We start from the raw sequence: 16,083 nt of genomic DNA, 5'->3' as shown, positions 1-16,083 counted from the left end.
CGGCACAGTCGAGCCTACGTTTGCCTCTCCGATGGCCACGCTGCACGACAATGCGGAGCGACACCGCTGCTCGCGCTTCGTGATCCGGCACGCGCGACGGGAAGGGCTCCCCGTCGTCGTGAAGGACGCGCGCTCTCCCGCTGCGTCCGAGCTCCTGCGGCACGAGGAGGAGATGCTCCGCCGGGTGGAGGGACCCGGCGTCGTGCGCCTTCTCGCGGTGGAGGGGACGGACGGCGCCCCCTCCCGCCTCGTCCTCGAGGATGCCGGCCTCCAGAACCTGCAGCAGCGCATCGATGCGGGCCCGCTCCCCGTCGACCTCTTCTTCGGGATCGCGACCAGCCTCGCCGAGGTGGTGGCGCGTCTCCACGCCCGCCGGGTGGTCCACGGCGCGCTGGCACCCGCCCGCGTGATCCTCGGCGCCGAGGGACGGGTGACCCTGGTCCACTTCGAGGATGCAAGCGGCCTCGCCGAGGCCCGCCCCCTCGAGCCCGCCAGGCTGGGAAGGGCCCTCACCTGGATCGCCCCCGAGCAGTCCGGCCACATGAACCGCCCGGTCGATGCCCGGGCCGATCTCTACGCGCTGGGCGCGATCTTCTACGCGATGCTCACCGGCGCGCCGCCCTTCCGCTCGACCGATCCGCTGGAGCTCGTCCACGCCCACCTGGCACAGGTGCCCGTGCCAGCGGCGATCGCGAACCGCACGGTACCCCGCCTCCTCTCGGACCTGGTCCAGAAGCTCCTCGAGAAGGCGCCGGAGCGGCGCTACCAGAGCGCCGCCGGCCTCGTCCGCGATCTGCAGGCGGCCCGGCAGCAGTGGGAGGAATGCGGGGCCATCGAGCCCTTCGAGCTGGGGCTCGGCGATCTCGCGCAGGCGCTGCCGCTCCCCGAGGCGCTCTACGGGCGGGATGCGGAACGCGCCCTCCTCGTCCGGGCCCTCGAGGAGGCTGCAGCCGATGGCGTGCGGGCGGTGCTCGTCGAGGGCGAGCCGGGCATCGGCAAGACCGCCCTCGTCTCCGCGCTGCGGGACGAGACCGCACGCCTCGGTGGTCGCTTCGGCGCGGGCAAGGCCGCGATCCGTTCGTCCAACGTGCCCTACCTTCCGCTCACCGAAGCGCTGCGGGCGCTGGTCCGCACCGCGAGCGGGCGCAACGAGGCTGTCTGCCGGCACCTCCGGGAGGTGGTCGCCGTCGCCGGCCGCATCGGGACGGAGCTCCTCTCCGAGTTGGACGTGCGGGGGGACAAAATACCCGCCGTCGCGAACCTCGAGCCGGTGGAGGCGGAGCAGCGCTTTCGCACGGCGGTCCAGGGGCTGGTCCGTGCCCTCGCCCGCGATCGCCCGGTCGTCCTCTTCCTCGACGATCTCCAGTGGGCCGACCAGGGGTCGCTCCGGGTGCTGCAGGCCCTGGCCACCGATCCCGAGGCCCGGCGGGTGCTGCTGGTCGGGAGCGTCCGGCCTGCGGAGGCCGCCGCCGACCACCCGCTGTGGGCAGCGTTGGCGGTGGTGGAGCGGCTCGGTGTCCCGATCACGCGCTGCGCCCTCGGCCCGCTCGACGTGGACGCGGCCGTCGACTTCCTCGCAGCGACCCTCGACGTGGAGCGGGGACGGGTGCGCGCCCTCGCAGCGCTCGTCGTCGCGAAGACCCGGGGCAATCCCTTCTTCCTCCGCCAGTTCCTCCGGACGCTGCAGCGCGAGGGGCTGCTCGTCTACGACCAGCGCGCGCAGGGGTGGAGCTGGGACCTCCCGCAGATCGAGCGCGTCGGGATCAGCTCGAACGTCGCCGATCTGATGGCCCGACAGATCCACGGCCTGCCGGAAGCGGAGCAACTTCTGCTGCAGGCGGCGGCCTGTGCGGGGCCCGATCTCCGACCGGACCTCCTCGCAGGGCTCCTCGATGCGCCGCTCGCCTCGATCGAAGCGAGCATCCGCAGCCTCGTCGCCGACGGGCTGCTGGTGCGGGTCGAGGGGGCCGGCGTCCGCTTCGTCCACGACCGGGTCCAGCAAGCTGCCTACGAGTCGTGCCCGGAGGAGCTCCGCCGCGCCCTCCATCGCCGGATCGGACGCGTCCTCCTCGCCGAGCGTGGTGAGAACATGCTCTACCGCGCGGTCGATCAGCTCAACCTCGGCGCGGCGCCCGACGAGGCGCCGGCGCAGCGCATCGAGCGCGCGCGTCGCAACCTGGAGGCGGGGGCCGGCGCGCGGATGGCGGCTGCACATGGCTCGGCCCTCGCCTACTTCCAGACGGGCCTCGAGCTCGTCACCGATCTTCCGGCGCCCCGCGCGCTCCTCTACGAGCTCCACCGCGACGCTGCAGAGGCGGCCTTCCTCACCGGCCAGCTCGATCTCGCCAACGAGCTGGCGCTGGTAGGGCTCGCCCATGCAACCACCACCGAAGAGATCGCGGCGCTCCAGGCCCGGCGGATCACGGCCCTGTCTGCCGCAGGCCGCCTCGCGGAGGCGATCGCCCTCGGCACCGAGGTGCTGCACGCCCGCTTCGGCATGGAGATCCCGGCAGGTGATCTCTACGCCGCCGCCGAGGAGGAGCACCGCCGGCTCGCGGAGCTCCTCGCCGGTCGATCCGCGGAGTTCCTGCTCGATCGCCCCTTCGACGCCGCGTCGGAGGAGAACGCCTTCCACCTCGTCCTCGCCAGGATGCTGCCGCCCGCCTGGTTCATCGGCAGCGGGATCAGCCCCTACCTCGCCACCAGAGGTGTGATCCGCATCCTCGAGCACACCCTCTCGCCTCTATCGATCTTCAGCCTCGCGGCGCTGCCGATGTCCCTCGCGGCGCGGGGTGAGTTCGTCGCCGCGGAGCAATTCGCGAGCATCGCCGTGGCCCTCGCCAGACGATCGGGCTTCCGTCCGGCGGAGGCGGCGGCGCTCCACCTCGAGGCGATGGTGGCGACCCCGTGGCGCATGCCCTTCGAGCACGCGGTGGGGCTCTCGCGGGAAGCGTTCCGCCTCTGTGTCGAGACCGGCGACCCGGGGGAGGCGGCGAACGCGTGGACCGCGGTGGTGGTCCACTCGGTGGTGGGCGGCGTGGAGCTCGACCGGATCCTCGCCGACATCGAGGAGGGCCTGGCCTTCTTCGCGCGGATGGGCAACGAGGCGGTCCCGGCCTTCCTGCTGATCGACCGGCAGCTGATCCGCTGCCTGCAGGGACGCACCGACGCGCCCGGGCATCTGGGCGACGAGCTCTTCGACGAGGCGGCGTTCGAGGAGAGAATCCGCGGCAAGGGCCCGGTGCCGGCGGCCTTCTACCACATCACCCGGCTGCGGGCGGCCCACCTCTTCGGCGACCTCGAGAGCGCCCGCTTCCACGCCGAGGCGGCACGCCCCCACCTCCGTGCGCTGGGCGGTTTCGTGGTGGGGACCGAGCATCCCTTCGCCACCGCCCTCGTCCTGCTCGCGCAGACGCCCACCGCGGCGCAGTGGGAAAGGGTCCGGCAGATGCGGGAACAATTCGCCGCCTGGGAGCGGAGCTGCCCGGAGAATTTCCGCCACCGCCGGTTGCTCCTCGATGCGGAGATCGCCCGGGTGGAGGGGCGCGCCCTCGACGCCGCGGCGCGCTACGACGAGTCGATCGAATGGGCGACGAGGGGCGGCGTCCTCCACGACGCTGCCCTCGCCAACGAGCTCGCCGCCCGGCATTTCCACCGGCTCGGGCGGCTGCGGGTGGCCCGCGCCTACCTCGGCGACGCGCGCGAACTCTACGCGCGCTGGGGCGCGACGGGGAAGGTCCGGGCCCTCGACGAGGCCTTCGGCGTCGCGCTCGGCTTCGAGGAGGCGGCGCCGAAGCTCGGCGCCGTCGGGACCCTCGACGTGCTCAGCCTGCTCGAGGCGGTGGAGTCGATCTCGGGAGAGATCCGCTTCGAGCGCCTGCTCCCGAAGCTGGTGGAGGTCTGCATCCGAGCGGTGGGCGCCGAGCGCGGGGCGCTGGTGCTGGAGGAGGGCGGGGTGCCGGTGGTCCGTGCGACCGGCGCCGCGGAAGCGCCGGTCCTCCTCCAGGAGACGCCGCTCGCCAGCTCCGATGCAGCGCCCCGCGACCTCATCGAGCGCGTGCGCCGCGAGCGGGTGCCCGTGGTGATCGACGACGTGCGCACCTCCCCCGAGGTGCGGGCGGATCCCTACCTCGTGCGCCGGAAGACGATGTCGCTCCTCGCCTTTCCGATCCGGCGCAAGGAAGAGCTGCTCGGCACCCTCTGTTTCGAGAATTCCCTCGCCACCCACGCCTTCGCCGCAGATCGCGTGCGCACCCTCGAGCTGCTCGCGCCCGAGATCGCCGTCGCGATCGAGAACGCCCGGCTCTTCCGCGCGGTGCAGAGCGAGATGGAGGAGCGCACGCGGGCCGAGCGGACCATCCGCTTCCTCGCCGATGCGAGCGTGATCCTCGCCGGCTCCCTCGACTACGAGCAGACCCTCGACGACCTCGCCCACCTCGCGGTGCCGGCGATGGCGGATTGGTGCGTGATCGATCTGGTCGAGGAGGGCGGGCAGATCCGCCGCGTCGCCGGCGTGCACGCGGACCCGGCGAAGGAGGTCTACCTCGACGAGCTGCTGCGCCGCTATCCGCCCGATGCCACCTCGCCGCAGCCCGCAGGCGAGATCCTCCGCTCCGGCGCTTCGCACCTCTTGCCCGACGTCGACGATGCGCGGCTCGTTTCCTACGCCCGGGACGAGGCCCATGCGGCGCTGCTCCGGCGGCTCGGGCTGCGCAGCGCGATGGCGGTGCCGCTGGTGGGGCGCGGGCGCGTCATCGGCCTGCTCAGCTTCGGCTCCGCCGCCGCAGGCCGCTTCACCGCAGCGGACCTCGCCGTCGCCGAGGAGCTCGCCCGCCGCGCGGCGCTGGCCATCGACAACGCCAGGCTCTACCGGGGCTCGCAGGAGGCGGTGCAGGTCCGGGAGGATTTCCTCTCGGTCGCCTCCCACGAGCTGAAGACGCCGATCACCTCGATGTCGGTGGCGATCGGTTCGCAGCTGCGCAAGAGCGACGCCGCCGAGGACCCGTCGCTCCAGCGCACCCTCACCACCGCGCAGCGCGGCCTCAAGCGGCTCAACCAGCTGGTCGATCAGCTCCTCGACGTCTCGCAGATCGGATCCGGGGAGCTCACGCTGGAGCGGCAGACGATCGATCTGGTCGCCGTGGTGGAGGAGGTGGTGGCTGCGATGCAGGAGCGCATCGCCCGCTCCGGCGCCGCGGTGGAGGTGGTGGCAGCGGGCCCGGTGGAGGGTTTCTGGGATCGGCGGCGCCTCGGGGAGGTGGTGGGCAACCTCCTCGACAACGCCCTCAAATTCGGCGAGGGCAAACCCGTCCGGATCGAGGTCGGGACGAGCGAGGGCGCCGCGCTGCTCGTGGTGCGGGATCGTGGCAGCGGCATCGCGCCCGAGCGGCTGCCCCGGGTCTTCGAACGCTTCGAGCGCGGCGTCTCGAGCCGGCATTACGGCGGCTGGGGCCTGGGGTTCTTCCTCGTACGGCGGATCGTCGAGGCCCATGGCGGGACCGTGGCGGCGGAGAGCCTGCCGGGCGCCGGCTCCAGCTTCACGGTGCGGCTGCCGCCGGCCAATTAACGCCGCAGGAACCCGTCGATCGCCTCTGCCACCGGCCCCGGCGCGAGCCAGTGCATCATGTGGCCCACCGCCGGGATCACGATCCGCCGCGCGTCGCGCAGCGCCGCCTGCCGCTCCTCCTGGTCGGGCACGCGGTAGCCCCGCTCACCCTCGATGCAGAGCGTAGGCGCGGTGATCGCCGCGAGGTGGGCCCGGAAGAGCTCCGCGTGGAAGGGATAGGGGCCGCGGGTGCGGTGGAGGGGATCGAAGCTCCAGACCACGCCGCCCTCGACCTGCCGCGTGGAGCGCGCCGCCAGCTCGAGGCCGAGGGCGTCGTCCAGCTCCGGCGTCTGCAGCCGCATCCGCGCCAGCGCCTCCTCGAGGGAGGCGAGCACGCGGTGCTGCCGCTGCCGCGCCTTGCGCGCCGCCAGCACCCAGGCGCCGGTGCGCTTCGCGGGCTCGGGCTCGTTCGGCGCCTCGGGACCGAGCCCCTCCATGAGCACCAGCTTCTCCACCCGCTCCGGAAAGGCGCCGGCGTAGAGCGACGCGGCGCTGCCGCCCATGCTGTGGCCGACGAGGTGGAGCGGCCCGGGGACGAGGGCGTCGACGAGATCGGCGAGATCCGCGACGTAATCCATGAAGTGGTAGTAGCCGCCGGGCCCCACCCACTCGCTCTCGCCGTGGCCCCGCCAATCGAAGGCGACGACGCGGTGGCCACAGGCGACGAGCCGCTCCGCCATCGGCCGGAAGCTCCAGCCCACGTCGAGGAAGCCGTGGAGGCAGAGCAGGGTGGCGGCGGGCTGCGCGCCGTCGGGGCCCCAGCTGATCACGTGGTGCTGCAGGCCGTTGGCGACGACGCGGCTCTCGGTGGTGCGCATGGATGACGCACATAGCAGGGGCGGCTGGCCCTGCGGTAGCGTGGGTTCCATGGAAAAGCGACTTCTGCTCCTCGCAGCTGCGGCCCTGCTGCTCTGCGGCTGCGATACCCAAGACGGCGAAGACGAGGGTGGCGGTGGCGGGATCGGCACCGGCGGCGCTGCAGGTGGCAGCGGCGGCGCAGGCGGCGGTGGCGGGGCGAACCCGCCCGAGCGCGGCGCCACCTTCGAGCTCCGCCGTGCGGCGAGCGCCGGGGATGCGATCTACGTGCAGCGCTCCTCCGAAGCCGGCGCCCCCGCCTGGCTCGAGCTCCGCGCCCCCGACGGCACCGCCGTCCGCTTCGTCGAGCCCTGCGACCTCTGCCCTTGCGACGCGTGTGGCTGCGGGGTCTGCGGCGCCGCGATGCCGGTGGTCGACGAGCTCGCCCCCGGCGCCTCGATCAGCTTCGACTGGGACGGCGCCTTCTTCCCCCGCTCCACCTGCCCCGGCTCGAGCGTCGCCTGCGTGGACGAGTCGCCCGCCACCGCCGGCACCTGGACCGCCCGCTTCTGCTGGTCCACCACCACCGACGGGGTGGGCAACGGCCACCACGTCGGCGCCCTCGACTGCGCCGAGGCCACCTTCCGCGTCCCCGCCGCAGGCACCACGGTGGCCCACATCGAGTGATCCCCGGCGCGGCGCCGGCTTGTTACCTTGGCTGCGTGGACGACGGCGCGATCCCACAGGGCAAACGCTCCCGCCTGGGGCGGCTCCTCGGCCTCTCGGCGCGGGTCGGCGGGGCGCTGGTGCGCCGCGAGCCCTCGACGGAGACCGCCCGCCTCGTCCTCGACACCCTGGGTGACCTCCGCGGCCTCGCGCTCAAGCTCGGCCAGGCGGCGGTCCCCGCCCTCGATCCCCGTGGCGGCGAGGTGGGCCGCCTCCTTGGCGGCCTCTACACCGGCGCCCGCTCGATGAGCTGGCCCCGGATCGCCGCCCGCCTCGAGGAGGAGCTGGGTGGACCGCTCCACCACCACTTCGCCTCGATCGAGCCCGTGCCCTTCGCCGCCGCCTCCCTCGGGCAGGTGCACCGGGCCGTCCTCCCGGGAGGGGAGGTGGTGGCGGTGAAGGTCCAATACCCCGGCGTCGGCGACGCCCTCGACGACGACCTCGGTGCCGCAGGCGCGGCGGTGCGGATCGCCGGTCTCGGCACCGACCTCTTCGACGGCAGGCGCTACTACGAGCTCCTCGCGGCGCAGCTCCGCGGTGAGCTCGACTACCTGCAGGAGCGCCTGCAGCTCGAGCGCTTCCGCGCCGAATTCGCGCCCTTTCCCAGCCTCGTCGTGCCCCGCACCTTCCCCGCGCTCTGCACGGAGAAGGTGCTGGTGATGGAGCTCCTCGAGGGGCCGACCCTCCACGATTGGGCCCACGGCAGCGCCTCCGCGGCAAAGCGCCTCGAGGTGGGGCTGCAGCTCACCCGGGCGATCTACGGCCCCTTCCTCCGCACGGGCGTGGTCCACGGCGACCCCCACCCCGGCAACTTCGTGCTGCTCGGCGACGGCAGGCTCGGCGTCCTCGACTTCGGCAGCACCCGGCAGGTGGGCCCCGCCTTCCACCGCTGCTACCGCGAGGTCTTCGGGGCGGTGCTCCGCGGCGAGGCGATCGACTGGGTCGATGCGCTGGAGGGCGGCGGCTTCACCGTGGCGCTCCCCAAGCCCAGGGCACAGTCGCTCCTCGGCGAGCTCCTCGCCGTCGCCGCCAGGCCGCTGCGCGGCCCCTTCGACTTCGGCAGCAACCGGGTGGTCGACGAGCTCGTCGCCTTCGGCCGCAAGCGCGCCACCGATCTCGTCCGCTTCCGGCCACCGCCGGAGGGGCTGATCTTCCTGCGGGCGGTGCTGGGGCTCGTCCACGCGCTGCAGCTCACCCGCAGCGCCGGCGACTTCCGGCCGGTCTTCGCCGAGATCCTCGACCTGCCGCCGGACCGCGCCGCAGGTTAGGAGAGGAGCCGCTGGATCACCAGCGGCAGCGCCGCGATCGTCGCCACCAGCAGGCCGGCGAAGATCAGCGTCAGCGAGGTGAAGAACGACACCATCCCCATCGCGGTGGCGAGGCGGCCGAGGCGCAGCTGCCGGGCCACGCCAGCTGCCACCTGCGCCGCTGCCGCCAGCGCGCCGATCCAGGCGAAGCGGTTGTCGGCGGCGATCACGCCCAGCACCGCGCCGAGGAGCGCCAGCGTCACCGCCACCGCCACCACGCCGCCGAGGCGGAGGGCAGGCAGGGTCGCCGGGGTCGACTCGCTCTCGGGGTGGGAGGGGCAGCGCTCGCTGCCGAGGGCGGCGGGCAGGCCGCAGACCGCGCAGGGCACGGTGGGGTCGAGGCCGGTGGCGTCGATGCCGAACCAGCGCAGCACCGCACGGGCCTTCCCCGTCGCCGGGGCTGCCGGGGGCACCTCTGCGTTGGAGATGCGATCGAATGCTGGTTCGCTGCCGCCCGCCACGTCCGATTTCTCCCTCGCCCCTCCGACGGTCCGCGTCCCGGCTTTCTTCACCCGGTTCCGCGCAGCGGGGCAGCCTGCTTACCTTGCCCCACACCGCCGGACCTATCCCCAATCCGGGGGGTCTGATCGGGCTACTGGCCAGGAGCCGTGCCGGCGGGGTGGTAGCGTCTGGAGCCATGGTGCGCAAGCGCAAGGTCGATCGGCCGCTTCGGCGGGATGTGCGTTTCCTCGGGCGACTCCTCGGCGAGGTGCTGGTGGAGCAGGAGGGAAGCGGGCTCTTCGAGCTCGAGGAGAAGGTCCGCAAGCTCGCGATCCGGCGACGCCGCGGCCCCAGGCCCGGGCGGGCTGCGGCGGAGGCCGAGCTGATCCAGCTCCTCGCCGAGATCCCCATCGGCCAGGCGGAGCGGGTGATCCGGGCCTTCGCCACCTACTTCTCCCTGGCCAACCTCGCCGAGCAGCACCACCGGGTGCGCCGGGCCAGGGCCCACGCCAGGGATCCGGCGCCGCAGCGGGGCTCGCTGGCGGCGGTGCTCCAGCAGGCGCGGGAGGCGGGCGTTCCCGCCGATCGGGTGCGGGAGGTGCTCTCGACCCTGGAGGTCACCCTCACCCTCACCGCCCATCCCACCCAGGCGGCGCGGCGCACCCTCCTCGACAAGCTCGACCGGATCGCCCACGTCCTCGAGGAGCGGGACCGCTGCGAGCTCACCCCCCACGAGGCCGGCGACGCGCTGGAGCGGATCCGCGAGGAGGTGGGCGCCCTCTGGCAGACCGACGAGGTGCGCCGCGAGCGCCCCGCCGTCGGCGACGAGGTGAAGAACGTCCTCTGGTACGTGGAGGAGGTGCTCTGGGAGCTGCTGCCCGAGTTGCCCCACGTCCTCGGCGCCGCCTTCGAGCGGGCCTACGGCGAGCCCCTGGGCTTTTCTCCGATGCCGCTGCGGCTCCACTCCTGGGTGGGCGGCGACATGGACGGCAACCCGCGCGTCACCCCCGACGTGCTCGAGGACGCGATCCGCGCCCACGAGGCCCGGGCGCTGCGTCGGATCCTCGCCGAGGTCCAGCGCGTCGGCGGCATGCTCTCCCAATCCTCCCGGAACGTGGAGGTACCCGCTGACCTCTTCGCCTCGCTGGAGGAGGACGAGCGGATGATGCCGGAGATCGCCGAGCGCTGGGCGCCGCGCACCGTCGGCGAGCCCTGGCGCCGCAAGCTCCGCTTCATCGAGGCGCGGCTCGCTGCGGCGCTCACCCGGGTGGAGGAGCGGCGCATGATGGCGCGGCCTCCGGATTCGCTCCGGCTCGTCGCCCGCCTCGCCCACGGCGGCGAGGGCGCGGTGGCTGCCCATCCCCACGGCATCGGCCCCGAATTCCACGGCACCCACGAAGCCGAGCTGCCCTGGGCCTACCGCGCGCCGGCAGAGCTGATCGGCGATCTGGAGCTCGTCGCCGATTCGCTGCGCGCCGCCAACTGCGGCCGCAGCGGCGAGCGCGACGTTCGAGCGCTCCTCGCGCAGGTGCGGGCGGTGGGCTTCCACATCCTCGAGCTGGAGATGCGCGCGCCCGCAGAGGATGCCCGGGCTGCAGCTGCCTTCCTCGACGGCCAGGGGGAGCAGACCGAGGGCGGCGCCCGCTTCCTCGGTGCGCTGCAGAAGATCGCCGCGGCGCAGGCGGAGAGCGGCGAGGGCGCCTGCCGCACGGTGATCCTCTCGATGGCCACCGCGGCGGAGGACGTACGGGCGACCTTGCGCTGCGCGCAGGCAGCCGGCCTCTGGGACGATGCGCGGCATTGCGCTCGCATCGACATCGTGCCGCTCTTCGAGACGCTGCAGGCACTGGACGACGGCCCCGCGATCCTCCGCTCCCTCTTCGCCGATCCGCTCTACCGCGGCCACGTCCAGGCCCGCGGCGTGCAGGAAGTGATGGTCGGCTACAGCGACTCCGGCAAGGAGGTCGGTCTGCTGGCTGCACACGGCGCGCTGCGCCGGGCGCAGGTGGCGCTGCCGCAGGTGGCGGCGGCGATCGGCATCCCCTTGCGGATCTTCCATGGCCGCGGCGAGTCGGTGGCCCGCGGCGGCGGTCCCGCACAGCAGGCGATCCTCTCGCTGCCCCGGGGCAGCGTCGCCGGTCGCTACAAGGCCACCGAGCAGGGCGAGGCCCTCGACCACAAATACGCTCGGCCCGAGCTGGCGATGCGGACGCTGGAGTTGATCATCGGCGGCGCGCTGCTCCACACCCTCGATGCGTTGGAGCGCCCGCCGCCCGCGGACGTGGCGCGCTTCGACGCCACCTTCGTCCAGCTCGCCGAGGAGGGACGCAAGGCCTACCGGGCGCTGGTCTGGGAGAACCCGCACTTCGTGGAGTTCTTCAACACCGCCTCGCCGCTCGAAGAGATCGCCAACCTGCCGATCGGATCCCGTCCGGCGAAGCGGCGGGCCGGCGGCGTGGAGGCGCTGCGCGCGATCCCCTGGGTCTTCGCCTGGACCCAGAACCGCGCGATCCTGCCGGGCTGGTACGGCGTCGGCACCGCGCTCGCATCCCTGGCGGACAAGCCCGGCGGCGAGGCGGAGCTCCGCGAGATGTACCGGCGGTGGCCCGTGTTCCGCACCGTGATCGACAACGTCGAGATGGTGCTCGCCAAGAGCGATCTCAAGATCGCCGCACGCTACGCGCAGCTCGCGCCGCCGGAGGCGCGGCAGGCGATCTGGCCGCGGATCCTCGAGGAGTACCGGCGCACCCGCCGCCTGATCAAGCGCGTCACCGGCCACCGGAAATTGCTCGAGGAGAACGAGCCGCTGCGCCGCTCGATCCAGCTGCGCAATCCCTACGTCGATCCGATGTCCTTCCTGCAGGTGGAGCTGCTCCGCCGCAAGCGGACGGGAGACGAGCGCTGCGACAGGCCGCTCCTGCTCACGCTCAACGGCATCGCCGCCGGGATGCGGAACACCGGATGAACGAGGCCCATTGGGCCGACCGGCTCTACGGCGCCCTGCGCGCGGGGCCGCGCCTCTTTGCCGGCGGCTGGGGCAGGGTGGAGGAGGAAGCGGAGAAGCTGCGGGGCCTCCTCGCCAGCGGCCCCGTGCCCCTCGAGGTGGCGCTCGGCCCGGTGCAGCGCCTGGGCGGCTGCACGCTCCGGCACGGCACCTTCCACGCACCCGATCCGGCGCTGCCGCGGGAGGTGCGCGCCGGCGCCTTCGAGCTCCTGTTGCCGGCGGAAGATGCGCCGGTCTGCCTCCACCTCGCCGCCACCGGCGAGGTGGGATCGGGCAGGCGCCGTCGGATCGCGCTGCCTCTCGCCGCCCGGGGCATCGGCGCGCTGATCCTCGAGAACCCCTGGTACGGCCCGCGCCGGCCTGCGGGACAGGAGGGCTGCGACCTGGGCACCGTCGCCGAGCAGCTGGCGATGAACGGCGCCACCATCGCCGAGGCGCTCTCGCTCCTCGCCTGGCTCCGGGCGCGCGGCCACCGGAAGCTCGGCGTCACCGGCTACAGCATGGGGGGATCGATGGCGGCCTACGTGGGGGCGCTCTCGCCCGGGCCGCTCGCGATCGTCCCCGGCGCCGCGGGGATCTCGCCGGCGCCGATCTTCACCGAGGGGCTGCTCTCCCGGCAGATCGCGTGGGACGCCCTCGGCCCCGCTGCGAGGGATCGCCTCCACGCGCTCCTCGACTCGATCGCGCTGCAGCACCTGGGGCCACCTGCGCCGGGGAGCGCCGCGATCCTCGTCGCCGCTGCGCGGGACGGCTACGTCGATCGCGCCACGGTCGAGCGCCTGCACGCCCACTGGCCGGGGTCGGAGCTGCGCTGGCTCGCGGGCGAAGGCCACGTCACGGCGCTGGTGCTGCGGGCGTCGCGGATCGGCGCCGCGATCCGCGACGCCTTCGCGGCGCTCTCGTAGCGCCACGTAGCGGCCACAATTCACAGGAGGTGGATAACCTGTGGTGAAACGCCGATGCAGCCGCGCCTGGGTGGGCGGCTTGCGCACGTTCTGCCACGAACGTGTACACGCTCCGGCGATCAGCCCTCGACGTTCCGCAGGAAATCGGCGACGTGGGCGAAGCGCCCGTCTAGGAAGGTGCGGACCTCGCCGGCGATCCCCACCTCGTCCATCGCGGTGATCATGCTGCGCAGCCAGGCGTCGCGCATCGCCTCGTCCACGACGAAGGGCGCGTGGCGCGCACGCAGCATCGGATGCCCCCGCGTCTCGAGGTAGGTGCGGGGCCCACCGAGCCAGAAGCAGAGGAAGCTCGCGAATTTGTCGCGGCTCTCCCGGCTCACCTTGCCCGGTTCGTCCTGCTTGTGGAGGGCGGCGAGGGCGGGTTCGTCGCGCTCCATCGCGTCGTAGAAGCGCTCCACCAGCACGCGGATCGTCTCCGCGCCGCCGAGGATCTCGAAAGGGGTCTCACCTGCTGCAGGCTGCCATGCGCTCATCGATTCGTCTCCACGGGGCGCCACACCTAACCCCGCCGTCGGGCAGGTCAAGCGGCAAGAAGCAAAAAACACGCAGGTGCAGGCCGCTTCTGCCCGTGAACACGATCCCCGATCCGTTTATGCTCGCAGCCATGGCGGCGCTCGCCCGCTCGCCTCCCCGGGGATCCAGACATGAACCTACCCGTCCTGCTCTCGGCGCTCCTCGTCGCCACCGGCGCTCCCGCCGCCGCTCCACCGGAAGAGGCCCCGCCGGTGCCCGCCGCTGTCGACGTGAAGGCGCCGAGCACCCTGTGGCTCGTGCAGCCCCTCTATCCGGGACAGGCGGCGCTGGTGACCCGCACCGAGGAGGCGCTCTCCCGCCTCTTCGCCGAGGCCGCCGCCGGCACCGAGATCGTCGGGAGCGCGCAGCTGGCGAAGGAGAAGGCCGATCGCCGGGTGGTGATCGACTGCCTCTTCGGCGACGCAGCCTGCGCCGATCCGGTCGCTTCGCTGGTGCGGGCCTTCGGCCTGCAGCGCGTGGTGCTGATCAAGGCGGGGCAGGACGATCGCGGCTACCGCTTCCGCGTCGCCTCCTTCACGCCCGGCAGCTTCGACAACGCCGCCGCGGAGAGCGCGAACGCCGCGCTGGAGAAGGCGCTCCTCGGCGCGCTGATCAAGGTGGCACCCCTCGCCTCCAGCCTCGAGCTGCGGACCGATCCGCCCGGCGCCAGGGTGCTCGTGGACGGCGAGCCGGTGGGCGTGACGCCGCTCTCGACCCAGCTCCTTCCCGGCGAGCGGACGATCCGGATCGAGCTCGCCTCCCACCACCCGGTGGAGTGGGTGGAGCAGGTGCCGGTGCGCGGCGCGCTCTCCCTCGAGCGCAAGCTCGCGCAGCTGCCAGCGAAGCTCGTCGTCTCCTCGGCAGGCGCCACCATCCTCGTCGACGGAAGGGAAGCGGGGAGCGGGCAGGCGGAGGTGGGCGTCGCCCCAGGGCAGCACCGGGTGCAGCTCGTCCGCGACGGCTACGAGCCCTGGGAGACCACGGTGACGCTCGAGGCCGGCGAGGAGCTGCGGATCGATCGGGACCTGCAGGCCACCGGCTGGACCAGCTTCACCGACGCGCTCTCCCGGGAACAGGAGGCGATCTACGGGCGCGGCAGCTACTACACCGTCAGCTACGATCGCTTCACGCTCACCGACGATCGCCTCGCTGCCAAGCACATCGGCATCGGCGACACCGAGACCGACGCAGCCAGCGGCAGGACCGGCCTCTGGGGGATCTCGGCGGAGTACGGCAGCCTCGGCCGCCACTTCGGCCTGATGGTCGCAGGCGCCTCCTATTTCGCCTCGGCGGACGCCTTCACCCTCGGGATTGCCAACCCCGACGCCCTCGCGCCCGCCACGGTCCGCTCGCAGATCCAGGGCGGCGCGCTGCGGCTGCTCCACCCGCAGCTCCGGGTGGCGCTGTGGCGCTTCGTGCTCGGCGCGCAGGGCGGCTTCGTGGGCAGGCTCGCCCACGTCGAGACGGTGGAGGGCGCCGGCTACAAGAAGGGCTTCCTCCTCGCCGATCTCGGTCTCGATCTGCAGGGCGCCCTGCAATTCTACCTGGTGGACGGCCTCTACCTGCAGGGCGCCTACCGCCACTCCTTCACCCTCGCCGGCAGCACCGACGGCACGCAGGAATTCCGCGGAGGCCTGGGATATGCGTTCTGAGCTTCGGGCACTGGCCCTCGTCCTCCTCCTCCTCCTCCTCGGCGCCGCTGCGCCGGCATCCGCCGCGCCCCTCGTCGGCCCGGGTGTCGGCACCGCCGACGCGCTGCAGGCGGACGGCAACCGCCTCTACAACCGCAAGCAATTCCGCGACGCGGCGCGGGTCTTCCTCCAGGCCACCCGCGCGGCGCCGGAGCACGTGCCCACCTACCTCTCGCTGGCGCGGAGCCGTCTCAAGGCAAAGGAGATCCCCGGCGCCTGCTACGCCTACCGCGTCTACGTCCGCGCCGCCGCGGAGGGCGAGGAGCGCTCCAAGGCGCAGAGCGAGCTCGAGCTCTGCGAGCGGCAGCTCCGCGCGGGCAGGGGGCAGGCCGAGGAGAGCACCCGGCAATTCGTCGAGGCGAAGGCGGCCTTCTTCGCCGCCCTCGAGGCAGGCAACCTCGTGGGCCACGGCAGCGCCGGCGAGTGGCTCGCGCAGCTGGTCGAGGCGGGCTACCTCGGCACCGATCTCGGCGAGATGGCGGGCAAGCTCGCAGCTGCCGCCACCGCCGCCGCGGACGATCTCCACCGGCGCGCCCTCGCCCGCGAGGCGCTGGACGAGGCGACCCTGCGCCGCGGCGAGGCCTTCTACGAGCTGGCGGCGACCTTCGGCCCTGCGCCCCAGGGCCACGTCGCTCGCAGCGCCTTCCTCGAAGGGCTCGCCGAGCTCCGGGCTGCTGCCCGGCCCGCCCTCGAGGCGACCGACACCGGCCCCGGTGGCGGCGATGCCGCCTTCGCCGCGGTGCGAGCGGTGAGGAACGGCGTCGAGGGCGGCAGCGGCTCGTACGCCGCGGCGATCGCGCAGCTCTCCGCTGCGGTGGAGGCGGCACCCGCCGTCGCCGACTATCGCTTCTTCCGGGCGCTGGCGATCTGGCGCAGCGGCGACGAGGCCGGTGCCCTCGCAGCGCTCGAGCGCGATCTCCCCGACGATCCCCGCACCGCGGTGCTCCGGGCCGTCGTCGCCATGGAAGCCGGCAATGCCGCCGCCGAGGTGGAGCGCGTGCTCTTCTCCACCCGCTACCCCGCGGGGAAGTGAACG

At 73.3% G+C, this 16,083-nt stretch carries 10 protein-coding genes; 7 read left to right on the top strand and 3 right to left on the bottom strand.

Translation table 11 applies throughout. The features are described 5' to 3' along the window. The first annotated feature begins 31 nt into the window (after positions 1-31). Positions 32-5,566 (top strand): AAA family ATPase, encoded by a 5,535-nt coding sequence (locus tag ACESMR_RS12775; protein ID WP_373047463.1) that lies wholly within the window; start codon positions 32-34, stop codon positions 5,564-5,566. Here ACESMR_RS12775 and ACESMR_RS12770 read toward each other — a convergent pair. Next, positions 5,563-6,423, bottom strand: a complete 861-nt coding sequence (locus tag ACESMR_RS12770; protein WP_373047462.1) for an alpha/beta fold hydrolase — start codon at positions 6,421-6,423, stop codon at positions 5,563-5,565. The genes ACESMR_RS12775 and ACESMR_RS12770 overlap by 4 nt on opposite strands. Before the next feature lie 49 nt (positions 6,424-6,472). Between ACESMR_RS12770 and ACESMR_RS12765 the strand changes: the two genes are divergently transcribed. After that, on the top strand, positions 6,473-7,087 hold the full coding sequence (locus ACESMR_RS12765) for a hypothetical protein (RefSeq protein ID WP_373047461.1): 615 nt from the start codon (positions 6,473-6,475) through the stop codon (positions 7,085-7,087). A 35-nt stretch (positions 7,088-7,122) separates the two neighbouring features. Further along, positions 7,123-8,394, top strand: a complete 1,272-nt coding sequence (locus ACESMR_RS12760) for an ABC1 kinase family protein (protein WP_373047460.1) — start codon at positions 7,123-7,125, stop codon at positions 8,392-8,394. On the opposite strand, the gene ACESMR_RS12755 is transcribed toward ACESMR_RS12760, so the two are convergent. Next, positions 8,391-8,894 (bottom strand): hypothetical protein, encoded by a 504-nt coding sequence (locus ACESMR_RS12755; RefSeq protein WP_373047459.1) that lies wholly within the window; start codon positions 8,892-8,894, stop codon positions 8,391-8,393. The two genes, ACESMR_RS12760 and ACESMR_RS12755, sit on opposite strands and share 4 nt — an antisense overlap. A gap of 176 nt (positions 8,895-9,070) precedes the next feature. On the opposite strand from ACESMR_RS12755, the gene ACESMR_RS12750 reads away from it, so the two are divergent. Beyond that, the gene (locus ACESMR_RS12750) at positions 9,071-11,839 is read left to right on the top strand and encodes a phosphoenolpyruvate carboxylase (RefSeq protein WP_373047458.1); all 2,769 of its coding nucleotides are present in this window, start codon (positions 9,071-9,073) and stop codon (positions 11,837-11,839) included. Further along, the gene (locus ACESMR_RS12745; protein ID WP_373047457.1) at positions 11,836-12,783 is read left to right on the top strand and encodes an alpha/beta hydrolase family protein; all 948 of its coding nucleotides are present in this window, start codon (positions 11,836-11,838) and stop codon (positions 12,781-12,783) included. The genes ACESMR_RS12750 and ACESMR_RS12745 overlap by 4 nt, the downstream gene beginning before the upstream one ends. A 119-nt stretch (positions 12,784-12,902) precedes the next feature. On the opposite strand, the gene ACESMR_RS12740 is transcribed toward ACESMR_RS12745, so the two are convergent. Next, a complete protein-coding gene (locus ACESMR_RS12740) occupies positions 12,903-13,316 on the bottom strand; it encodes a group II truncated hemoglobin (RefSeq protein ID WP_373047456.1) in 414 nt (137 codons plus the stop codon). Positions 13,317-13,487: 171 nt separating this feature from the next. Between ACESMR_RS12740 and ACESMR_RS12735 the strand changes: the two genes are divergently transcribed. Continuing rightward, complete coding sequence (locus ACESMR_RS12735; protein ID WP_373047455.1) at positions 13,488-15,008, top strand: PEGA domain-containing protein; 1,521 nt, start codon at positions 13,488-13,490, stop codon at positions 15,006-15,008. Beyond that, positions 14,998-16,080 carry a tetratricopeptide repeat protein gene (locus tag ACESMR_RS12730; RefSeq protein WP_373047454.1) on the top strand — a complete coding sequence of 361 codons (1,083 nt, stop codon included), beginning with the start codon at positions 14,998-15,000 and terminating at the stop codon, positions 16,078-16,080. The genes ACESMR_RS12735 and ACESMR_RS12730 overlap by 11 nt, the downstream gene beginning before the upstream one ends. Positions 16,081-16,083 lie beyond the last annotated feature (3 nt).

The organism is Vulgatibacter sp. (assembly GCF_041687135.1).
Lineage (GTDB): Bacteria > Myxococcota > Myxococcia > Myxococcales > Vulgatibacteraceae > JAWLCN01.
Note: the sequence above shows the minus strand (reverse complement) of the source record. Positions and strands in the feature narration are given on the sequence as shown.

Excerpts from the sequence above, each read along its gene's own strand:
- ACESMR_RS12775 (WP_373047463.1), top strand. The coding sequence starts at position 32 with ATGGCCACGCTGCACGACAATGCGGAGCGACACCGCTGCTCGCGCTTC.
- ACESMR_RS12770 (WP_373047462.1), bottom strand. The coding sequence starts at position 6,423 with ATGCGCACCACCGAGAGCCGCGTCGTCGCCAACGGCCTGCAGCACCAC.
- ACESMR_RS12765 (WP_373047461.1), top strand. The coding sequence starts at position 6,473 with ATGGAAAAGCGACTTCTGCTCCTCGCAGCTGCGGCCCTGCTGCTCTGC.
- ACESMR_RS12750 (WP_373047458.1), top strand. The coding sequence starts at position 9,071 with ATGGTGCGCAAGCGCAAGGTCGATCGGCCGCTTCGGCGGGATGTGCGT.
- ACESMR_RS12745 (WP_373047457.1), top strand. The coding sequence starts at position 11,836 with ATGAACGAGGCCCATTGGGCCGACCGGCTCTACGGCGCCCTGCGCGCG.
- ACESMR_RS12740 (WP_373047456.1), bottom strand. The coding sequence starts at position 13,316 with ATGAGCGCATGGCAGCCTGCAGCAGGTGAGACCCCTTTCGAGATCCTC.
- ACESMR_RS12735 (WP_373047455.1), top strand. The coding sequence starts at position 13,488 with ATGAACCTACCCGTCCTGCTCTCGGCGCTCCTCGTCGCCACCGGCGCT.
- ACESMR_RS12730 (WP_373047454.1), top strand. The coding sequence starts at position 14,998 with ATGCGTTCTGAGCTTCGGGCACTGGCCCTCGTCCTCCTCCTCCTCCTC.